This window comes from Mycobacteroides abscessus ATCC 19977 (genome assembly GCF_000069185.1).
Classification (GTDB): domain Bacteria; phylum Actinomycetota; class Actinomycetes; order Mycobacteriales; family Mycobacteriaceae; genus Mycobacterium; species Mycobacterium abscessus.
Genome location: NC_010397.1, coordinates 2,844,707 through 2,860,618, shown reverse-complemented (window position 1 = coordinate 2,860,618; position 15,912 = coordinate 2,844,707). Strand labels below are relative to the sequence as shown.

Below are 15,912 nucleotides of genomic sequence, written 5' to 3'. Positions count from 1 at the left end.
AGCCATCGAAATTATGGTATCGGATGTATCCAGAGTTTCTCCCGCTACTCTTGGCGAACCCTATCGCATGGTCTGTGTGGTTCCGCGCTCTTCGGGATTCGATGTGGGCGGTGCATCCTTCCTAGACTGGCGCGGTGCGCATAGTGTTCGCCGGTACTCCGGCCCCGGCGTTGCCGTCTCTGGAGAGGTTATTGGCGTCTCGTCATGAGGTGGTCGCGGTGTTGACCCGGCCCGATGCCCGTGCGGGCAGAGGGAGGGCATCGGCGTCCTCTCCGGTGGCGGCGCTGGCACGTGAACACGGGGTTGCCGTGCTTACTCCGGCGCGCCCCAACGAACCCGAGTTCGTGCGCGAGTTGGCGCAACTCGACGTCGACTGTTGTGCGGTCGTGGCCTACGGCGCCCTGCTCAAACCCGAGCTGCTGGCGGTGCCGCGGCTTGGCTGGGTGAATCTGCACTTCTCGCTGCTGCCGGCCTGGCGTGGTGCCGCGCCGGTACAAGCTTCGATCGCGGCTGGAGATGAGATCACGGGCGCTACAACATTTCTCATTGAGCCCGCACTGGACAGTGGGCCCGTGTACGGGGTGGTGACCGAACGAATCTCGCCGAATGACACCGCCGGTGCGTTACTGGGCAGGCTGGCCGAATCCGGCGCGGGCCTGCTCGAATCGACGATGGACGGCATCGAGGACGGCGCGCTGGTGGCCGTGCCGCAGGCGGTGGACGGGGTGAGCATCGCACCGAAAATCACGGTGGAGCAGGCGCGCATCCGCTGGGAGCTACCCGCGCACGCTATCGACCGGCATATTCGGGCGATGACTCCGGAACCAGGCGCCTGGACCAATATCGGCGGGACGCGGGTCAAGGTCGGCCCGGTCGGCGTCGCCACCGACGAGCAGTTACCGCCCGGCGCCGTGGCGGTGCGCAAGCGTGACGTCCTGGTTGGCACGGGAACCACGGCGATCGCACTCGATGAGGTGCAGCCTCAGGGCAAGAAGGTGATGAAGGCCGCGGATTGGGCCCGGGGTGCCCGGCTGGATGCGGAGGTTCACGCGCTGTGAGTACGCGTCCGCCGCGCCGCCGGTCGAATCAGGACTCCCGTCGGAGTGCGGGTCCTGCGGAGCGTGCGCGCCGTAAGCTTGACCCACCACGTCAGGCCGCCCTCGACGTACTGCGGGCGGTATCGCGCCAAGATGCCTACGCTAATCTGGCGTTGCCCGCGCTGCTGCGCGAACGCGGTATCACCGGCCGCGACGCCGCCTTCGCCACCGAGCTCACCTATGGAACATGCAGGGCCCGTGGTCTTCTCGACGCGGTGATCGAGGCCGCCGCGGGCCGCACCATCGATCAGGTCGATGAGGGCCTGCGCGACCCGTTGCGTTTGGGCGCCTACCAACTGCTGCGGACCCGTGTTGAGCCGCATGCCGCGTTGTCCACCACCGTGGACGCGGTCGCCGTCGAATTCGACCAGGGCAGAGCGGGTTTCGTGAACGCGGTGTTGCGCACCATCTCACGTCGGGACGAGGCGGACTGGGTTGAGGAGTTGGCGCCGCCGGAGTCGGACCGGATCGGACGGCTGGCCTTCGCGACCGCTCACCCGCGGTGGATCGCACAGTCGTTCTCCGACGCGCTCGGACCGGCGGGCTCGGAGCTTGCCCAGGTGCTCGCCAGTGACGATGAGCGACCGCTCGTTCACCTTGCCGCGCGTCCGGGCCGGATCGATGCGGAAGCGTTGGCGGAGGCGGTCGGCGGCACCGTCGGCCGCTATTCACCCTTCGCCGTGTACCTACCCGGAGGGGATCCGGGCCGGTTGGAGCCGGTACGCGACGGCCTGGCGCAGGTGCAGGACGAAGGCAGCCAGCTGATCGCGCGTGCGACCGCATTGGCTCCGCTGCAGGGCGCCGACGAGCAGTGGCTCGATCTGTGCGCCGGCCCGGGCGGCAAGACCGCGCTGTTGGGGGCGTTGGCCGCCCAGCGCGGCGCCCATGTAACGGCGGTGGAGGTCGCGCCGCACCGCGCGGAGTTGGTGGCAAACGCCACGAAGTCTCTGCCGGTTACGGTGGTCACCGCGGATGGGCGCGACAGCGACTTGGCTGCCGCATCCTTCGACCGAGTGCTGGTCGACGCGCCATGCACCGGGCTGGGTGCGCTGCGCCGCCGACCGGAAGCACGGTGGCGCCGACAACCGGGTGACATTCCGGAGCTGGTCAAGCTGCAACGCGAATTGCTCGCCAGTGCAATCCAATTGACTCGTCCGGGTGGCGTCATTGTGTACAGCACCTGCTCGCCACACCTGGCGGAGACGGTGGGTGTTGTCTCCGATGCCGTGCGCCGCTACGCGGTGAGCGCCGAAGACGCCCGGGCGGTGTTTCCCGGCGTGGCGGGGTTGGGCGACGCAGATGCGGTGCAGCTATGGCCGCACCGGCACGGCACTGACGCCATGTTCACCGCCCTCCTGCGTAAACACGCATGAAGGGGCACATAAGCTGAACGACATGTCTCACCGCGCTCCCATGATCGCCCCCTCGATCCTGTCCGCCGATTTCGCACGCCTCGCCGAGGAGATGGCGGCCGTTGAAGGAGCCGACTGGCTGCACGTGGACGTGATGGACGGGCATTTCGTGCCCAACCTCACCCTGGGGCTGCCCGTGGTCGACAGTCTGCTCGCCGCAACCGATATCCCCATCGACTGCCACTTGATGATCGACAACCCGGATCGCTGGGCACCTGGCTATGCCGAGGCCGGCGCGCATAATGTGACATTCCACGCCGAGGCCACCGACAATCCCGTCGGGGTCGCGCGCGACATTCGGGCGGCGGGTGCGAAGGCCGGGCTGAGTATCAAGCCGGGCACACCGCTGGAGCCATACCTTGAGGTGCTGAAGGACTTTGACACGTTGTTGGTCATGTCGGTCGAACCGGGGTTCGGCGGGCAATCCTTCATCGCGAGCGTGTTGGACAAGGTGCGCGCGGTGCGCAAACTCGTCGACTCTGGCGAGCTGTCGGTGCTGGTGGAAATCGACGGCGGCATCAACACCGACACCATCGAGCAGGCCGCCGAGGCGGGCGTCGACTGTTTTGTCGCAGGTTCGGCGGTCTATGGGGCGCAGAACCCCGAAGCGGCGGTGCGGGCGCTGCGCGAGCAAGCCGCCAGGGCAGCAGCACATTCGGCCCGTTGATTGATATGACCAACCCGATCGGCCTCGACGAGGCCATGGATCTGGCGATCCGGGCCGCCGAAGAGGTCAAGGGCAGCACCTATCCCAATCCGCCTGTCGGTGCGGTCATTCTGGATGCCGCCGGGCAGGTCGCCGGTGTGGGCGGTACTCGTCCACCGGGGCAGGAACATGCCGAGGTGGTAGCGCTTGCCGGGGCCGGTGCGGCCGCCCGGGGCGGTACCGCCGTGGTCACTCTGGAGCCGTGCAACCATCAGGGCAGGACCGGTCCGTGTGTGGATGCGCTTGCCGCGGCGGGTGTTTCACGCGTGGTCTATGCCGTCGCCGATCCGAATCCGCAGGCCGCGGGGGGAGCGGCGCGTCTACGCACGCTGGGTATCGAGGTGCTTGATGGCCTGGCCTCTGACCGCGTCTCGGCGGGACCACTGCGGGAGTGGCTACACAAGCAGCGCACTGGACGTCCTCATGTCACCTGGAAATACGGTGCCAGTGTCGATGGGCGTAGTGCCGCCAATGACGGCACCAGCCAATGGATCACCAGCGAGCAGTCGCGGGCCGATGTACATCGGCGCCGGGCATTCGCCGATGCCGTCCTGGTGGGAACCGGCACCGTATTCGCCGATGACCCCCAGCTCACCGCGCGTACCCCGGACAACGAGTTGGTGCCGCATCAGCCACTGCGCGTGGTGGTCGGTATGCGTGAGGTGTCATCGGACGCAAAGGTTTTGAACGACGACTCGCACACCATGGTGATCCGTACCCATGATCCCGCGGAGGTGCTCGCGGCACTGGGTGACCGCACCGACATCATCCTGGAAGGTGGCCCGACACTCGCCGGCGCGTTCCTGCGCGCCGGCTTGGTCGACCGTATCCTGGCCTACCTGGCGCCGATGCTGCTGGGTGGCAACGTCCCCGCCGTGGAGGACGTGGGCGTTACCACCCTGTCGCGGGCACTGCGTTGGGAGTACGACCAGATCGAGCGGATGGGTCCGGACGTACTACTGAGCCTCGTGCCCCGACTTCCGGTGTGAGCCGACGAATATCGCGATAACCGCCGCGATGACACAGACGACCGCCGTGATCGCGAACATCTCGCTGTACATCTCGCTGTAGGCGGTGATGCTCCGATTCAGCAGCTGCTGTTGCAACTCAAGGAGATTCGGCTTTCCTGTCGGCTTGGGTTCCTTTGCGGCCAGCGCATCGAAGTTCTGATAGAAGCGGTGAATGCCCCAGCCGCCGAGGGCGGCCATGCCGATGAGCATTCCTGTCATGCGGGCCACCACCACGAGTGCCGACGCGATGCCGTGCTGCGCAGCGGGCACCACGCGTAGAGCGGCTGAAGACAGTGGACCGATCACCAGACCCAGGCCGATACCGGCGACTACCAGGTCCGTGTCGAGGCGGGGAAGAGTGAAGAAGCCGAAGTTGTGCACGGCCGCCAACACGTCGACCGGCCACCCGGAAATCAGGTAGTACCCGAACGCGGCGATGAGCATGCCGATCACCGCGATGATCCGGTCGCCGAATCGCGTCGCGAGCCAGCCGCCGATCACCGCGCCGATCGGCAGGGCGACGAGGAACCTGGACAACAGGAACACCGCGTCGGCCTTGTCCATCTGCAGGACGCCCTGCCCGAGCAGCTCGATATTGACAAGGGTCACCATCAGGGCGGCGCCGGCTGCCAGTGATGCGGCCAACGCCGCGAAGAAGGGCCCGAAGCGAACGCCTTCGGGCTTGATAAGCCGGGTCTTGGCCCGCGATTCCCAGAGAATGAACGCCAGGAACGCGACTCCGGAACCGCTGAGAACCGGTAGGGCCCACTCAGGTAACGCGGAGACCTTGGGGTCGGGGCTGTACAGGCCCACGACCAGCAGGCCCAAGGCGACGGCCAGCAGCGCGCCGCCCACGACATCGACCTTGGGGCGATCGGGGTCGTGCTGGTGTGCCGGAACACTGAATTGGACCAGCACGATGGCGATGATCGCCAGCGGCACGTTGACCCAGAAGATCGCCGTCCACGAGCCGAACAGCCAGACGCACAGCACGCCGTACAGCGGGCCCAGCACGCTGCCCAGCTCCTGCGCGGCACCGATGCCGCCGAGAACCGTCGCACGGTTGCGCTGCGACCACAGATCGGCCCCCAGCGCCAGCGTGACCGGTAGCAGCGCACCGCTCGCGACACCCTGAATGACGCGGCCGCTGACCAGCATCGTCAGATCGGTGGACAGCGCTGTGATGACGGAACCAATCGCGAATCCGGCCAGGGCCAGTTGCAGGATCAACCGTCGCCCGAATCGGTCGGAGGCCTGTCCCAGCAGCGGCATCGCGGCGATGTACCCGAGCAGGTAACCCGTCACGATCGGGGTGACCTGTTGGATGTTGTTCAGTGCGATGCCGACACTGGTCATGATGTCGGTGATGACGCTGACCACGACATAGGTGTCGAGGGCGCCCAACAGGACCGCCAGACTTCCGGCGCCTATCGCGATGCTGCGATGCCGCAGCGGCAGGGAAGTGCCGGGCTCCGTCGCTGTGTGCGTCACTGGGCGGGCTTGTCGACCGTGACGGGCTTGCCCCAGTCGGACAACGACATCTCAATCGTGTTGCCCGGTGAGGTGTCGACGCTGATCTTGGTCAGCGCGTGGTTGCCGTCCTTTTGAATCCACGCCTTGGCAGGGATGTCAGCGGTGAGCGTGGTGCCGCCCGTGAAGGTGTTCAGGGCGTCCTTGCTCATGGTTCCGGTGACCAGAACGGAGTCGACGCCGTCGATGGTCTCCGTTTTCTCGGACTTGGCTCCGGTGATGTTCGCGAGCAGGTTGGCCAACCCCTTGTTGGGATCGAGGATCAGTCCCACGTCATAGACGTCCTTGACGGGCCCCATGCTGCTGTAGGCGCTGCCGAGCTGGGCGAACAACTCGCCGTCCACCACGACGAACGGCAGCTCGAGGCCGCCCGTCTTGGCGGTGCCCTTGGCGGCCACGGCCGGCTTCGTGGTCAGATCGCCGGTGAGGTCGGAGAGCTTGAGTGTGGGCTTGTCGCCGGTGACCTTGAGCACGATATGCGTGCTGGTCTGGGTCTTGGTGGTGGCCGCCGACTCGCTGAGCAGCGTGGCGGCCTCGGGCAGATTGGGGTCGGCCTTGTCGGTCTTGGAGCAGCCGGCCAAGGCGATGGCGGCGACTGCGACAGGGATCAGGGCGAGGCGGATGCGATTGCGCATGGGTCCGATCGTAGAGGCTGTGCGCGACCCCTGGGCGGCGCGCGACACGGCGGTGTTGCTGAGGATGAAATTGACACCCCAGCAATCCGTCGCCATGCTCGTTTGCAGGGCGGGATTGTCAACCGAGGGCTGGTTGTTGTGAAAAACGTGAGCAGAGCACTGGCATGTGGTGTGTCCGCAGTCGCCGCGGTTGCCGGCGTTCTTGTTGCTTCACCTGCGCTTTCGATCGCCGATCCAGCTGCCGAAACCGCTCCCAAGATTGTCGCTTTCCCGGGCATGTCGATAGTCCAGGGAGACAGCCGTTGCACTCTTGGCTATGTCGACCCGGTCTCCCGTATCGGTCTGACGGCGGGTCACTGCAACGCCACCGGATCGATTGTCGATCTGGCCGGCAATCGCCTCGGTGAGGTGCTGCTGATGAGCCGCAACCTGCCCACCGGCGGCGCGATCGGACCCGGCGACGTCGTCTCGGACTACGAGGGCATCTCATTCGGCCCGGGGGTGGAGCTGAGCAGCAACCTGCCCAACGGGCTTGCACTACGGATGGCGCAGAATGCCGGTCCCGAGCTGGGTCTGCCGGTGTGCCTGATGGGATCGGTGTCCGGCGAAACCTGCGGCAAGGTGGAGGCCATCAACAACGGTTGGTTCACCATGGTGGATGTCGCTGGGCAACACGGTGATTCGGGAGGCCCGGTGTATACGGTCACCCAACCCGGACAGGCGCTGCTGGTGGGTATCTATTCCTTGCGCTGGGGCGGCAAGCCCGCGGCGATGTCCTGGTCGGCGATCTCGGCCCAGATGCAGTCACAGTTGGTGGCGCAAATGCCTGCGGCGGGCCCGGGTAACGGCGGGCCCGAACTTCCGGCGCCGCCAACGCCCGCGGCGGTTTCCGCGGCTTCGTAGGCTTCGTGGGCTTCGTGGGCACATTTCCCCGGGGTACATAGCGCTTTTATGTCTGGTATCGTGGCGCCGTTCTGAGGCCAAATAGCAATTTGCTGATCCTTCAGATATTACGCAATGTCAATCATTGCGATCATGCTGAATTTGAAAGGCTGACATGAAGCGTATCGTCATTGCTCTTGCCGTGCTCGCGATATCCGTGGGAGGTGTGGCGTGCTCCGGTGAAGATGGTGGCGGTGGAAATATCGTGCGTATCGGCACCACCGAGGCCGGCAAGGACTCCTGGGATGTCTTCGTAGCGGAGGCGGAAAAGGCGGGGATCAAACTCGTCACGACCAACTTCACGGACTACAGCCAGCCTAATGTGGCACTCACTCAAAAACAGATCGACGTGAACTTATTCCAGCATCTGCGTTTCCTGGGCGAATATAACGTGGCCGATAATGCAACGCTGGCCCCCGTGGGTGCTACGTATATTGTGCCGCTCGGCTTGTATTCCCAGAAGCACAAGACGCTCGCCGACATTCCGCGGGGCGGACAGATCGCGATTCCCAACGATCCGCCTAACCAGGCTCGGGCCTTATTTGTGTTGCGGGCGGCCGGTCTCATCGCGCTCAAGGGTGGACGGGTGACGCCGAGTACGGCCGATATAGACAAAGATGCCTCGCGGGTCACCGTGGCACTTGTCGACGCGGCCCAAACCCCGCTGTCGTTGAAATCGATTGACGGTGCCGTCATCAACAACACCTATCTGGCCCAATCGAATATCGATCCGAAGAGCGCGCTCTACGCCGACGATCCGACGAGTCCAGGCGCCGAGCCCTACATCAACGTGATCGTGGCGCGCGCAGAAGAGAAGGACAATCCCACCTACCAAAAACTCGTGGACGTCTTTCATTCGCCGGCCGTCACGGAGGCGTACGCCAAGGAAAGCAAGGGAACTCAGCTCTCCGTGACCAAAAACGGACAGGACTGCGCGGCGATCCTGAGCAGGATCGAACAGCAGATACGCAACGAGAAGTGATCCGGGAAATGGGCGATGTGGCACCACTGATCCAATTCCAGAACGTCACCAAGACCTTTCGGGTGGGAAAGAAGACGGTGACCGCAGTCGATGACGTGTCGCTCGACATCGGCTCGGGCGATGTGTTTGCCATGATCGGCTACTCGGGAGCGGGCAAGAGCACGCTGGTGCGCCTCATCAACGGCTTGGAGCGTCCCACCTCCGGCCGCGTCATCGTGGACGGCGCGGAAGTGAGTGCGCTGGGCGAGCGTGAACTCCGGGGCCTGCGTAGCGATATCGGCATGATCTTTCAACAGTTCAATTTGTTTCGGTCTCGTACGGTGGCGGGAAACATTGCTTACCCGCTGCGGGTGGCCGGATGGACAGCTGACAAACGCAACGCGCGGGTCGCCGAGCTGCTGGAGTTCGTTGGCCTTGGCGATAAGGCCAAAAGCTATCCGGACCAGCTTTCCGGGGGACAGAAGCAGCGTGTCGGTATCGCGCGGGCACTGGCGACGTCTCCATCGGTCCTGCTGGCCGATGAGGCGACCAGTGCGCTGGACCCGGAAACCACCAGTGACGTGTTGCGGCTACTGCGCGAAGTCAACGCCGAGTTCGGGGTGACGATCGTGGTGATCACCCATGAAATGGATGTTGTCCGCACTGTCGCCGACCATGTCGCCGTGCTTGCCGACGGCAAGGTAGTGGAGACCGGAACCGTATTTGATGTGTTTTCCACGCCGCAGAGCGAGGCAGGCAAGCGTTTCGTCGGCACCGTGCTGCGGAACACCCCCAGTGGTGAGGACATTGCGCGAATAGCGCAGCGGCACAAGGGAAGGATTGTCGCTGTCGAGATCAGCGAGGGTGTGCAAATCGGCCCGGCGCTGGCACGTGCCACCGAATTGGGCGTGCGTTTCGAAGTGGTGTACGGCGGGATCACCACGTTGCAGTCCCGCTCGTTTGGCAATCTCACGCTAGAGCTGGAGGGGCCTGACGATCAAGTGGCACATGTTGTCTCGGATCTGTCCGCAGTGACGACGGTCCAGCGGGTGGCCCGATGACGACGAATTGGGAGCGGCTGCGCCCGCAATTGTTCGAGGCCTTCGGCGACACCTTGTACATGGTGTCCATCACCCTGGTCGTGGGTGGGCTCGTCGGTTTGGCACTCGGAGTGTTGTTGTACACCACCAGATCCGGTGGCCTACTGCAGAATCGGTTGCTGCACACCTTGCTGAATGTGGTGGTAAACATTGTTCGGCCGATTCCGTTCGTGGTATTGATCGCAGCACTCGGGCCCATCACTCTGGGGGTAGTGGGTACGACGATCGGTACCACCGCCGTGGTGTTCGTGATGATCGTCGCCGCGTCCTTCGCGATTGCCCGTATCGTCGAACAGAATTTGGTGACCATCGATCCCGGAGTCATCGAGGCGGCCCGCGCGGTGGGAGCAGGTCCGTTGCGCATCATCGTGACCTTATTGGTGCCGGAAGCGCTGGGGCCTTTGATCCTCGGGTATACCTTCGTACTGATCGGCATCGTCGACATGTCCGCCATGGCGGGGCTGGTCGGCGGTGGGGGCCTGGGGGACTTCGCGATAGTGCAGGGATACCAGCGCTTCAATTGGCAGGTGACCATCGTGTCGACCGTCATCATCATCGCGCTGGTCCAAGCGGCCCAGTTCTTCGGAAACTATCTGGCGCGCAAAGCGCTGCGGCGATAGCTACGCGGGAGGTGCGGGCACCGGCGGTGCCGGCGGAACCGGAGGCGTACCGGGTGCTGCCGGGGCAGCACCTTCGGGGGGCTCGGGGGGAGTCCAGTGCCACTGCTCGGGTGGCGGCCCCTGAGAGTCGTCACCGAGGCCCGGGATCCGGGTTCCGGGCGGCGGAGCGGTACCCGGGAGCGGCTGGTTGAGCGTTTCCTTGTTCCCGCGATTCACGAAGCCGCCGCGGTACTGACCATTTTGGTACCCGTGCCAGAGGTGCTTGAGAGCCTCGGTCTTGGTGAGGTCGGCGTTTTCCTCGCCAGGCTCGACATCAAACAACTGTCCTTGGCCGGGCGCCGCGGGCTTGATGTTCTGCGGCATCAGGTACTGGTTGTTCAGGGCGTTGGTGTTCGGCGCGCGCTGTGTGTCGGGCGAAGTTCCCGGCGCAGACGGAGTGTTGTTCTGCGCCAGCACGAACTCGTTGACCGCGCCCTGCTGAAGGTCTGGCAGCGGGGTCGGCAGTCCCGCCGGCCCCTCGCCGCGCCCGGTGCTCTGTTCAAGTGGTGAGAGCAGGCCCTGCTGTGGGGGTAGGTTCGCCGGAGGATCAGGCGAGTAGGCGTCATTGGTGCCGGTCAGGCCCGGCACCGGGGCCGGCGGGGGAGCCGGGTCGGCGGCCGCGACAGCCGGGAATGCGAATATCGAACCCAGGGCGAAGGCTCCCGCCGCCATCCGCGGGGTAGATGTCTTCCTCGTTGAGCGGCGATGGATGCCCGTCATTGGCTTCTCCTCTGGGTTCGATATCCGATGCGTCTTTTGGCTCGCCTAGGGCGACGAAAGACCTTGTATCAGAACGTCTTTGTCACACCGTAGTACGCGACGATGTCGTCGTTGTCCTTCGATGAGCTGGTCATCACCGCGTAGGAGCGCAGGAAGGACTGCCCGACGCAACCGTCGATCTTGATGTGGACATCCTTGAGCGTGACACGGGCTTCCTTGCCTTTGTATTTCTTCTTGTCGACGCTGACGTTGATGACCTCACCGGGCTGCGGGTGGACTTCGATCGAACCGGTGATACCGGCGCTCACGGTGGGGACACCGGCGGCGCTGATGGCCGGGGTGATGTTGGCACCGCCGTTGAGCTTGACCCACGCCAGGCTGATACCGCAGCCGATCTGGTATCCGGCCTCCAGCGTGCCGCCGCTGAGGGTGGTGCTTCCCGAGCCGGTGACCGACCCGGTGAAGGTGCCGCCCACCAGGTACTCGCGCGAGGCCAATGAGGTGGTCAGCGGGGGAATGGGCAGCTGGGTCTCGTCCTTGGCGGCAACCTTCAGGTTCCAGCCATCCGGCGTAGTGACGATGCCGGGTTCCTCGGAGGCGACGACGCCATTGTCCGGCGGCGGGCCGTCGGCGGGCGGCGGCGCATCGGCCACGGGCTGCACCGGGGCGGGCGGGTCGCCGGGGTCTGCCAGGGCGAACGGTGCGGTAACGGCCAGCGCGCACACGGCGGTGGCGGCGGCAAGACTCTTCAGCATGGGGGTGGCGCCTCTCGTGCTCAGGTGTGAGGAGTTCGAATGGGTGTCGTTCATCTATCAGACGGCCTTGGTGATACCCATGTAGGTGACCACGTCGTCGGTGTTGTCGGTGGAACTCGTCATCGTCGCGTACGAGCGAATGAACGACTGGCCAACGCAGCTGTCGATCTTGATGCGGAAGCCCGTGATGGTGGTGCGGGTGGTCTTGCCCTCGAAGGACTTCTTGTTGACCGGCACGATGGTCACCTGGCCCGGCTTGAGGTCGACCTTGACCAGGCCGTTGATCGGCAGCGATACGCTGGTCAGACCGCTGGTTCCGAAACCGCCGGAGAGGCCGATACCGGCCGTGAGCTCGACGGGGCCGCCCATGATGCCGCAGCCGATCTGGTATCCGGCCTCCAGCGATCCGCCGGCGAGCTTGGTCTTGCCCGCACCTGAGACCGCGCCGATAAAGCTTCCGCCCACGATGTATTCGCGGGACGACAGCGCGGTGGTGAGGGGAGCGACCGGCAACAGGGACTCGTTCTTTCCGGCGACGGTAACGGTCCAGCCGTCTGGGGTGATCAAGTTTCCTGGCTCGGCGGAAGCAATCGCGCCATCGGGGCCCGGGGGCACGTCATTGGCGACCGGCTGCGCGGGGGCGGGGGCGGGGGCTGGGTTCGGATCTTCGGGGTCGGCAAACGCGAGGGGCGCCGTCAGCGCCAGAGCGCAAACAGTAGTCAGCGAGACGAGACTTTTCAGCATGGGCGATAGGGCCTCTCAGGTCCGTTTGTCCGATATGGGAGCTGTCCCGACGAATGATTGGGTGGCTTTATGTCGGAACGGTAAAGGGACAGATAACAGTTAGCGCCCAATGTCTATCTATTTCGAACGTATGCCCACACCGTTCGAACCGGCGTGATCGAAACTCGAAAACTCATCTGCCTGCAGAATCGCATACAAGGTGACAGATACCTCACTGTGAGCAATGTGGCTGTTGGGGGCTTTGGGGGCGCTAGTAGCAGGCGAATTTCAACGGATAGTGGAAATCCATGCTGCCATGAGTTGTTAATTGTGCGTTCAGGTTACCGACAGTTGCGACTGCGCCGATTACCTATAGTCAGATCGGTACGGCATCGCGCACGCCCGCTGGGCGGCGTGGCCGCTAGGTTTGTCACGCAGTGTCGCGGAGCCCGCCCTCGTGCAGCCGATCATCTGGAGAGGAATCGATGAGGCTACTTAATATCCGCCGGTACTTGGCGGTTCCCGCGGTCACCGCGTTCGCGGCCGGTCTTGCGGTGGCACCCAGCTCCTACGCCGACCCCAACGACGGCGGGCCAGGCGTGCCCGCCCCGGCCCCGGCGCCTGCGCAGGTGGTCGATCAGCCCGTCGTGGCCACACCGCCGCCGGTCAATGCCGAGGCCGGTGCTGCGCCGCTGGAGGTGCCCGCGGGCGATAGCGACGCGGCGGTCATGGCGTGTTCGAAAATGTCGAACGCCATGGCATATGCCGCCACCAATTACTCGGACTTCGCTAACGAGATGTCGGTAGCTGAGGGCGACTACAACAACGCCATCGCCGCCAACACGAATGTCGTGGGACGGACCGCGTTGCGTCAGGCCGCGGAGGTGGCGAATGACGCGGCCAATACCCCCGGGCTGGCCCCTGAGCTGGCCGCCCCCATGCATGCGTGGTCGGGCGACGCGTACAAGCTCGTGGTCCTGATGGGTCTGCGCATCGGGCAGGACTCGGTCAACGGCAAGGCCGGCGATCTCAACAAGGACGCCAATGATGTGCAGATGGCGTGCGCGGCGGCGGGAACGCGCGCCTGAAACCGATTGCACGATAAGGCGATCAAAAGGGGAGCGGCGGCGGCGCTAGGCTTGTCGAATGTTCACAGGAATCGTTGAGGAGCTTGGCGAGATCCTGGGCAGGGAGGACCTCGGGGACTCTGCCCGTCTCACTGTGCTCGGACCTCTCGTCGTGGAGGACGCGAAACACGGCGACTCGATCGCCGTCAACGGCGTGTGCCTGACGGTGGTCGATGTACGCGAGGGGGGCGTCTTCACCACGGACGTGATGGGCGAGACGCTGGCACGGTCCAGTCTGGACAAGATCGAGGCGGGCGCCAAGGTCAACCTGGAGCGGGCGGCGGCGGTCAACAGCCGGCTCGGCGGGCACATCGTGCAGGGGCATGTCGACGGCACCGGCAATGTGCTGTCGCGCTCACCGTCGGAGAACTGGGAAGTGGTGCGGGTCTCACTGCCCTCGGCGGTGGCCAGGTATGTGGTCGAAAAGGGATCGATCACCGTGGACGGGGTGTCCCTGACGGTCTCCGGGCTGGGGCCGGATTGGTTCGAGGTGTCGCTCATTCCGACCACGCTGGATCTGACCACGCTGGGCGCCGCGGCGGTGGGAACGACGGTCAATCTCGAGGTGGATGTGATCGCGAAGTACGTCGAGAGATTGCTTGAGCACCGATGAGCGGCTTGCGCGAAGAGCGCAGACACCGATGAGCGGCTTGCGCGAAGAGCGCAGACACCGATGAGCGGCTTGCGCGAAGAGCGCAGATAGCGCGGCTCGTTCCATTGAGTGAACAGCGCGCGAATCGACGAATCGGCGGTGGTTCATAATTGATATGCCCACACGCCCCTAACGAGAGTGGTCCCCATGACCAGGTTGGACAGCATCGAACGCGCTGTCGCCGATATCGCCGCCGGTAAGGCCGTCGTCGTCGTCGACGATGAGGATCGGGAAAACGAAGGCGATCTGATTTTCGCCGCGGAGAAGGCCACCCCGGAATTGGTGGCCTTCATGGTGCGGTACACATCGGGTTACTTGTGCGTACCGCTGGCCGGGGAGGACTGTGACCGTCTGGGGCTGCTGCCTCAGTATGCGGTGAACCAGGACAAACACGGCACCGCCTACACCGTCACGGTGGATGCGAAAAACGGTATCGGCACAGGGATTTCGGCTTCGGATCGCGCGGCGACGATGCGCCTGCTGGCCGACGCCGCGAGCACTGCCGACGACTTCACCAAGCCTGGGCATGTGGTTCCGTTGCGCGCCAAAGACGGTGGGGTGCTGCGCCGTCCCGGTCATACCGAGGCGTCGGTCGACCTCGCCAAACTCGCCGGGCTGCGCCCCGCGGCGGTCATCTGCGAGATCGTCAGCCAAAAAGACGAGGGCGCCATGGCGCAAACCGAGGAACTCCGGGTCTTCGCCGACGAGCACAATCTGGCGCTGGTGTCGATCGCCGACCTGATCGAGTGGCGGCGCAAGCACGAGAAGCATGTGCAGCGGATAGCCGAGGCCCGTATCCCCACGCAACACGGCGAGTTCCGTGCGGTGGGTTACACCAGCATCTACGACGACGTAGAACACGTGGCACTGGTCCTGGGCGATATCTCCGGCCCCGACGGCGACGGAAATGACGTGCTGGTGCGCGTGCACTCCGAGTGTTTGACAGGTGACGTATTCGGTTCGCGCCGTTGCGATTGCGGTCCGCAATTGGACGCGGCGATGGAGATGGTGGCCAAGGAGGGGCGCGGCATTGTGCTGTACATGCGCGGCCACGAGGGCCGCGGTATCGGCCTCATGCACAAGCTGCAGGCCTACCAGTTGCAGGACGCCGGCGAGGACACGGTGGATGCGAACCTGAAGCTCGGTCTGCCCGCCGATGCGCGCGATTACGGTTTGGGCGCACAGATTCTGGTCGACCTGGGCGTCAAGTCGATGAGGCTGCTGACCAACAACCCGGCCAAGAGGGTGGGGCTGGACGGCTATGGATTGCACATCATCGAGAGAGTGCCGCTGCCGGTGCGCGCCAACTCGGAGAACATCCGCTATCTGCGCACCAAGCGGGACCGAATGGGTCATGACCTCGCCGACCTGGACGATCATCCCGAGGCTGATGGCGCGTGAGCGGCGATGGGATCCCGTCACTGAGTGTCGGTGACGCATCAGGCATCAGCCTGGCGATCGTGGCCAGCACCTGGCATGACCAGATCTGCACGGCGCTGCTCGAGGGGGCGCAACGGGTGGCCACCGAAGCGGGCATCGACCGCCCCACCGTGGTGCGGGTGCTGGGGGCCATCGAGATCCCTGTCGTGGCGCAGGCGCTGGCCCGGACTCATGACGCTGTCGTGGCACTGGGAGTGGTGATCCAAGGGGAGACACCGCATTTCGGGTACGTCTGCGATGCCGTGACCACGGGTCTGACGCGCGTTTCCTTGGATACCAGCACGCCGGTGGCCAACGGCGTGCTGACCGTCAACAACGAACAGCAAGCAATCGACCGCGCCGGTCTGCCCGGATCCGCGGAAGACAAGGGCGCTCAGGCGGCGGCCGCGGCGCTGGACACCGCGCTGACCCTGCGCCGGCTGCGCCAACCCTGGGCGTGAGGC

General features: G+C 64.8%; 17 protein-coding genes. 12 read left to right on the top strand and 5 right to left on the bottom strand.

Annotated elements, in window-relative coordinates:
• The first annotated feature begins 134 nt into the window (after positions 1-134).
• The 4 genes from fmt to ribD are packed head-to-tail and all read left to right on the top strand — an operon-like array spanning position 135 to position 4,204.
• A complete protein-coding gene (gene fmt, locus MAB_RS14260) occupies positions 135-1,058 on the top strand; it encodes a methionyl-tRNA formyltransferase (RefSeq protein WP_012296597.1) in 924 nt (307 codons plus the stop codon).
• A complete protein-coding gene (locus MAB_RS14255; protein WP_012296596.1) occupies positions 1,055-2,470 on the top strand; it encodes an RsmB/NOP family class I SAM-dependent RNA methyltransferase in 1,416 nt (471 codons plus the stop codon). The genes fmt and MAB_RS14255 overlap by 4 nt, the downstream gene beginning before the upstream one ends.
• Positions 2,471-2,492: 22 nt before the next feature.
• Entirely contained in the window at positions 2,493-3,176 is a 684-nt protein-coding gene (gene rpe, locus MAB_RS14250; RefSeq protein WP_005057721.1) for a ribulose-phosphate 3-epimerase, read from the top strand.
• 5 nt (positions 3,177-3,181) lie between these two features.
• Positions 3,182-4,204, top strand: coding sequence for a bifunctional diaminohydroxyphosphoribosylaminopyrimidine deaminase/5-amino-6-(5-phosphoribosylamino)uracil reductase RibD (ribD, locus tag MAB_RS14245; protein WP_005082329.1), 1,023 nt, complete (start codon positions 3,182-3,184; stop codon positions 4,202-4,204).
• On the opposite strand, the gene MAB_RS14240 is transcribed toward ribD, so the two are convergent.
• Positions 4,172-5,716 (bottom strand): MFS transporter, encoded by a 1,545-nt coding sequence (locus MAB_RS14240; RefSeq protein WP_005082328.1) that lies wholly within the window; start codon positions 5,714-5,716, stop codon positions 4,172-4,174. The genes ribD and MAB_RS14240 overlap by 33 nt on opposite strands.
• Entirely contained in the window at positions 5,713-6,390 is a 678-nt protein-coding gene (locus tag MAB_RS14235) for an LppX_LprAFG lipoprotein (protein WP_005068781.1), read from the bottom strand. The genes MAB_RS14240 and MAB_RS14235 overlap by 4 nt, the downstream gene beginning before the upstream one ends.
• Positions 6,391-6,561: 171 nt before the next feature.
• Here MAB_RS14235 and MAB_RS14230 point away from each other — a divergent pair, with 171 nt between their 5' ends.
• From MAB_RS14230 to MAB_RS14215, 4 genes are all read left to right on the top strand, one after another.
• Positions 6,562-7,293 carry an Rv1815 family serine proteinase gene (locus MAB_RS14230; protein ID WP_005111341.1) on the top strand — a complete coding sequence of 244 codons (732 nt, stop codon included), beginning with the start codon at positions 6,562-6,564 and terminating at the stop codon, positions 7,291-7,293.
• 154 nt (positions 7,294-7,447) lie between these two features.
• The gene (locus MAB_RS14225) at positions 7,448-8,314 is read left to right on the top strand and encodes a MetQ/NlpA family ABC transporter substrate-binding protein (RefSeq protein WP_005093548.1); all 867 of its coding nucleotides are present in this window, start codon (positions 7,448-7,450) and stop codon (positions 8,312-8,314) included.
• A gap of 8 nt (positions 8,315-8,322) precedes the next feature.
• On the top strand, positions 8,323-9,354 hold the full coding sequence (locus MAB_RS14220; protein ID WP_005082323.1) for a methionine ABC transporter ATP-binding protein: 1,032 nt from the start codon (positions 8,323-8,325) through the stop codon (positions 9,352-9,354).
• Positions 9,351-10,013, top strand: a complete 663-nt coding sequence (locus tag MAB_RS14215; RefSeq protein WP_005057738.1) for a methionine ABC transporter permease — start codon at positions 9,351-9,353, stop codon at positions 10,011-10,013. The genes MAB_RS14220 and MAB_RS14215 overlap by 4 nt, the downstream gene beginning before the upstream one ends.
• Here MAB_RS14215 and MAB_RS14210 read toward each other — a convergent pair whose 3' ends face one another.
• The 3 genes from MAB_RS14210 to MAB_RS14200 form a co-directional block, all read right to left on the bottom strand.
• Complete coding sequence (locus tag MAB_RS14210) at positions 10,014-10,724, bottom strand: hypothetical protein (RefSeq protein WP_005076066.1); 711 nt, start codon at positions 10,722-10,724, stop codon at positions 10,014-10,016.
• Between the two features lie 116 nt (positions 10,725-10,840).
• Positions 10,841-11,527: an MspA family porin gene (locus tag MAB_RS14205; protein ID WP_005076063.1), complete on the bottom strand. Its 687-nt coding sequence runs from the start codon at positions 11,525-11,527 to the stop codon at positions 10,841-10,843.
• 57 nt (positions 11,528-11,584) lie between these two features.
• Positions 11,585-12,271: an MspA family porin gene (locus MAB_RS14200; RefSeq protein ID WP_005057745.1), complete on the bottom strand. Its 687-nt coding sequence runs from the start codon at positions 12,269-12,271 to the stop codon at positions 11,585-11,587.
• 464 nt (positions 12,272-12,735) lie between these two features.
• On the opposite strand from MAB_RS14200, the gene MAB_RS14195 reads away from it, so the two are divergent.
• From MAB_RS14195 to ribH, 4 genes are all read left to right on the top strand, one after another.
• A complete protein-coding gene (locus MAB_RS14195; RefSeq protein ID WP_005082320.1) occupies positions 12,736-13,338 on the top strand; it encodes a hypothetical protein in 603 nt (200 codons plus the stop codon).
• Positions 13,339-13,396: 58 nt separating this feature from the next.
• Complete coding sequence (locus tag MAB_RS14190; RefSeq protein WP_005057751.1) at positions 13,397-13,990, top strand: riboflavin synthase; 594 nt, start codon at positions 13,397-13,399, stop codon at positions 13,988-13,990.
• Positions 13,991-14,176: 186 nt separating this feature from the next.
• Positions 14,177-15,430 carry a bifunctional 3,4-dihydroxy-2-butanone-4-phosphate synthase/GTP cyclohydrolase II gene (locus MAB_RS14185; protein WP_005057753.1) on the top strand — a complete coding sequence of 418 codons (1,254 nt, stop codon included), beginning with the start codon at positions 14,177-14,179 and terminating at the stop codon, positions 15,428-15,430.
• Positions 15,427-15,909, top strand: coding sequence for a 6,7-dimethyl-8-ribityllumazine synthase (gene ribH / locus MAB_RS14180; RefSeq protein ID WP_005082317.1), 483 nt, complete (start codon positions 15,427-15,429; stop codon positions 15,907-15,909). Before MAB_RS14185 ends, ribH begins: the two co-directional genes overlap by 4 nt.
• The last annotated feature ends 3 nt before the right edge of the window (positions 15,910-15,912 follow it).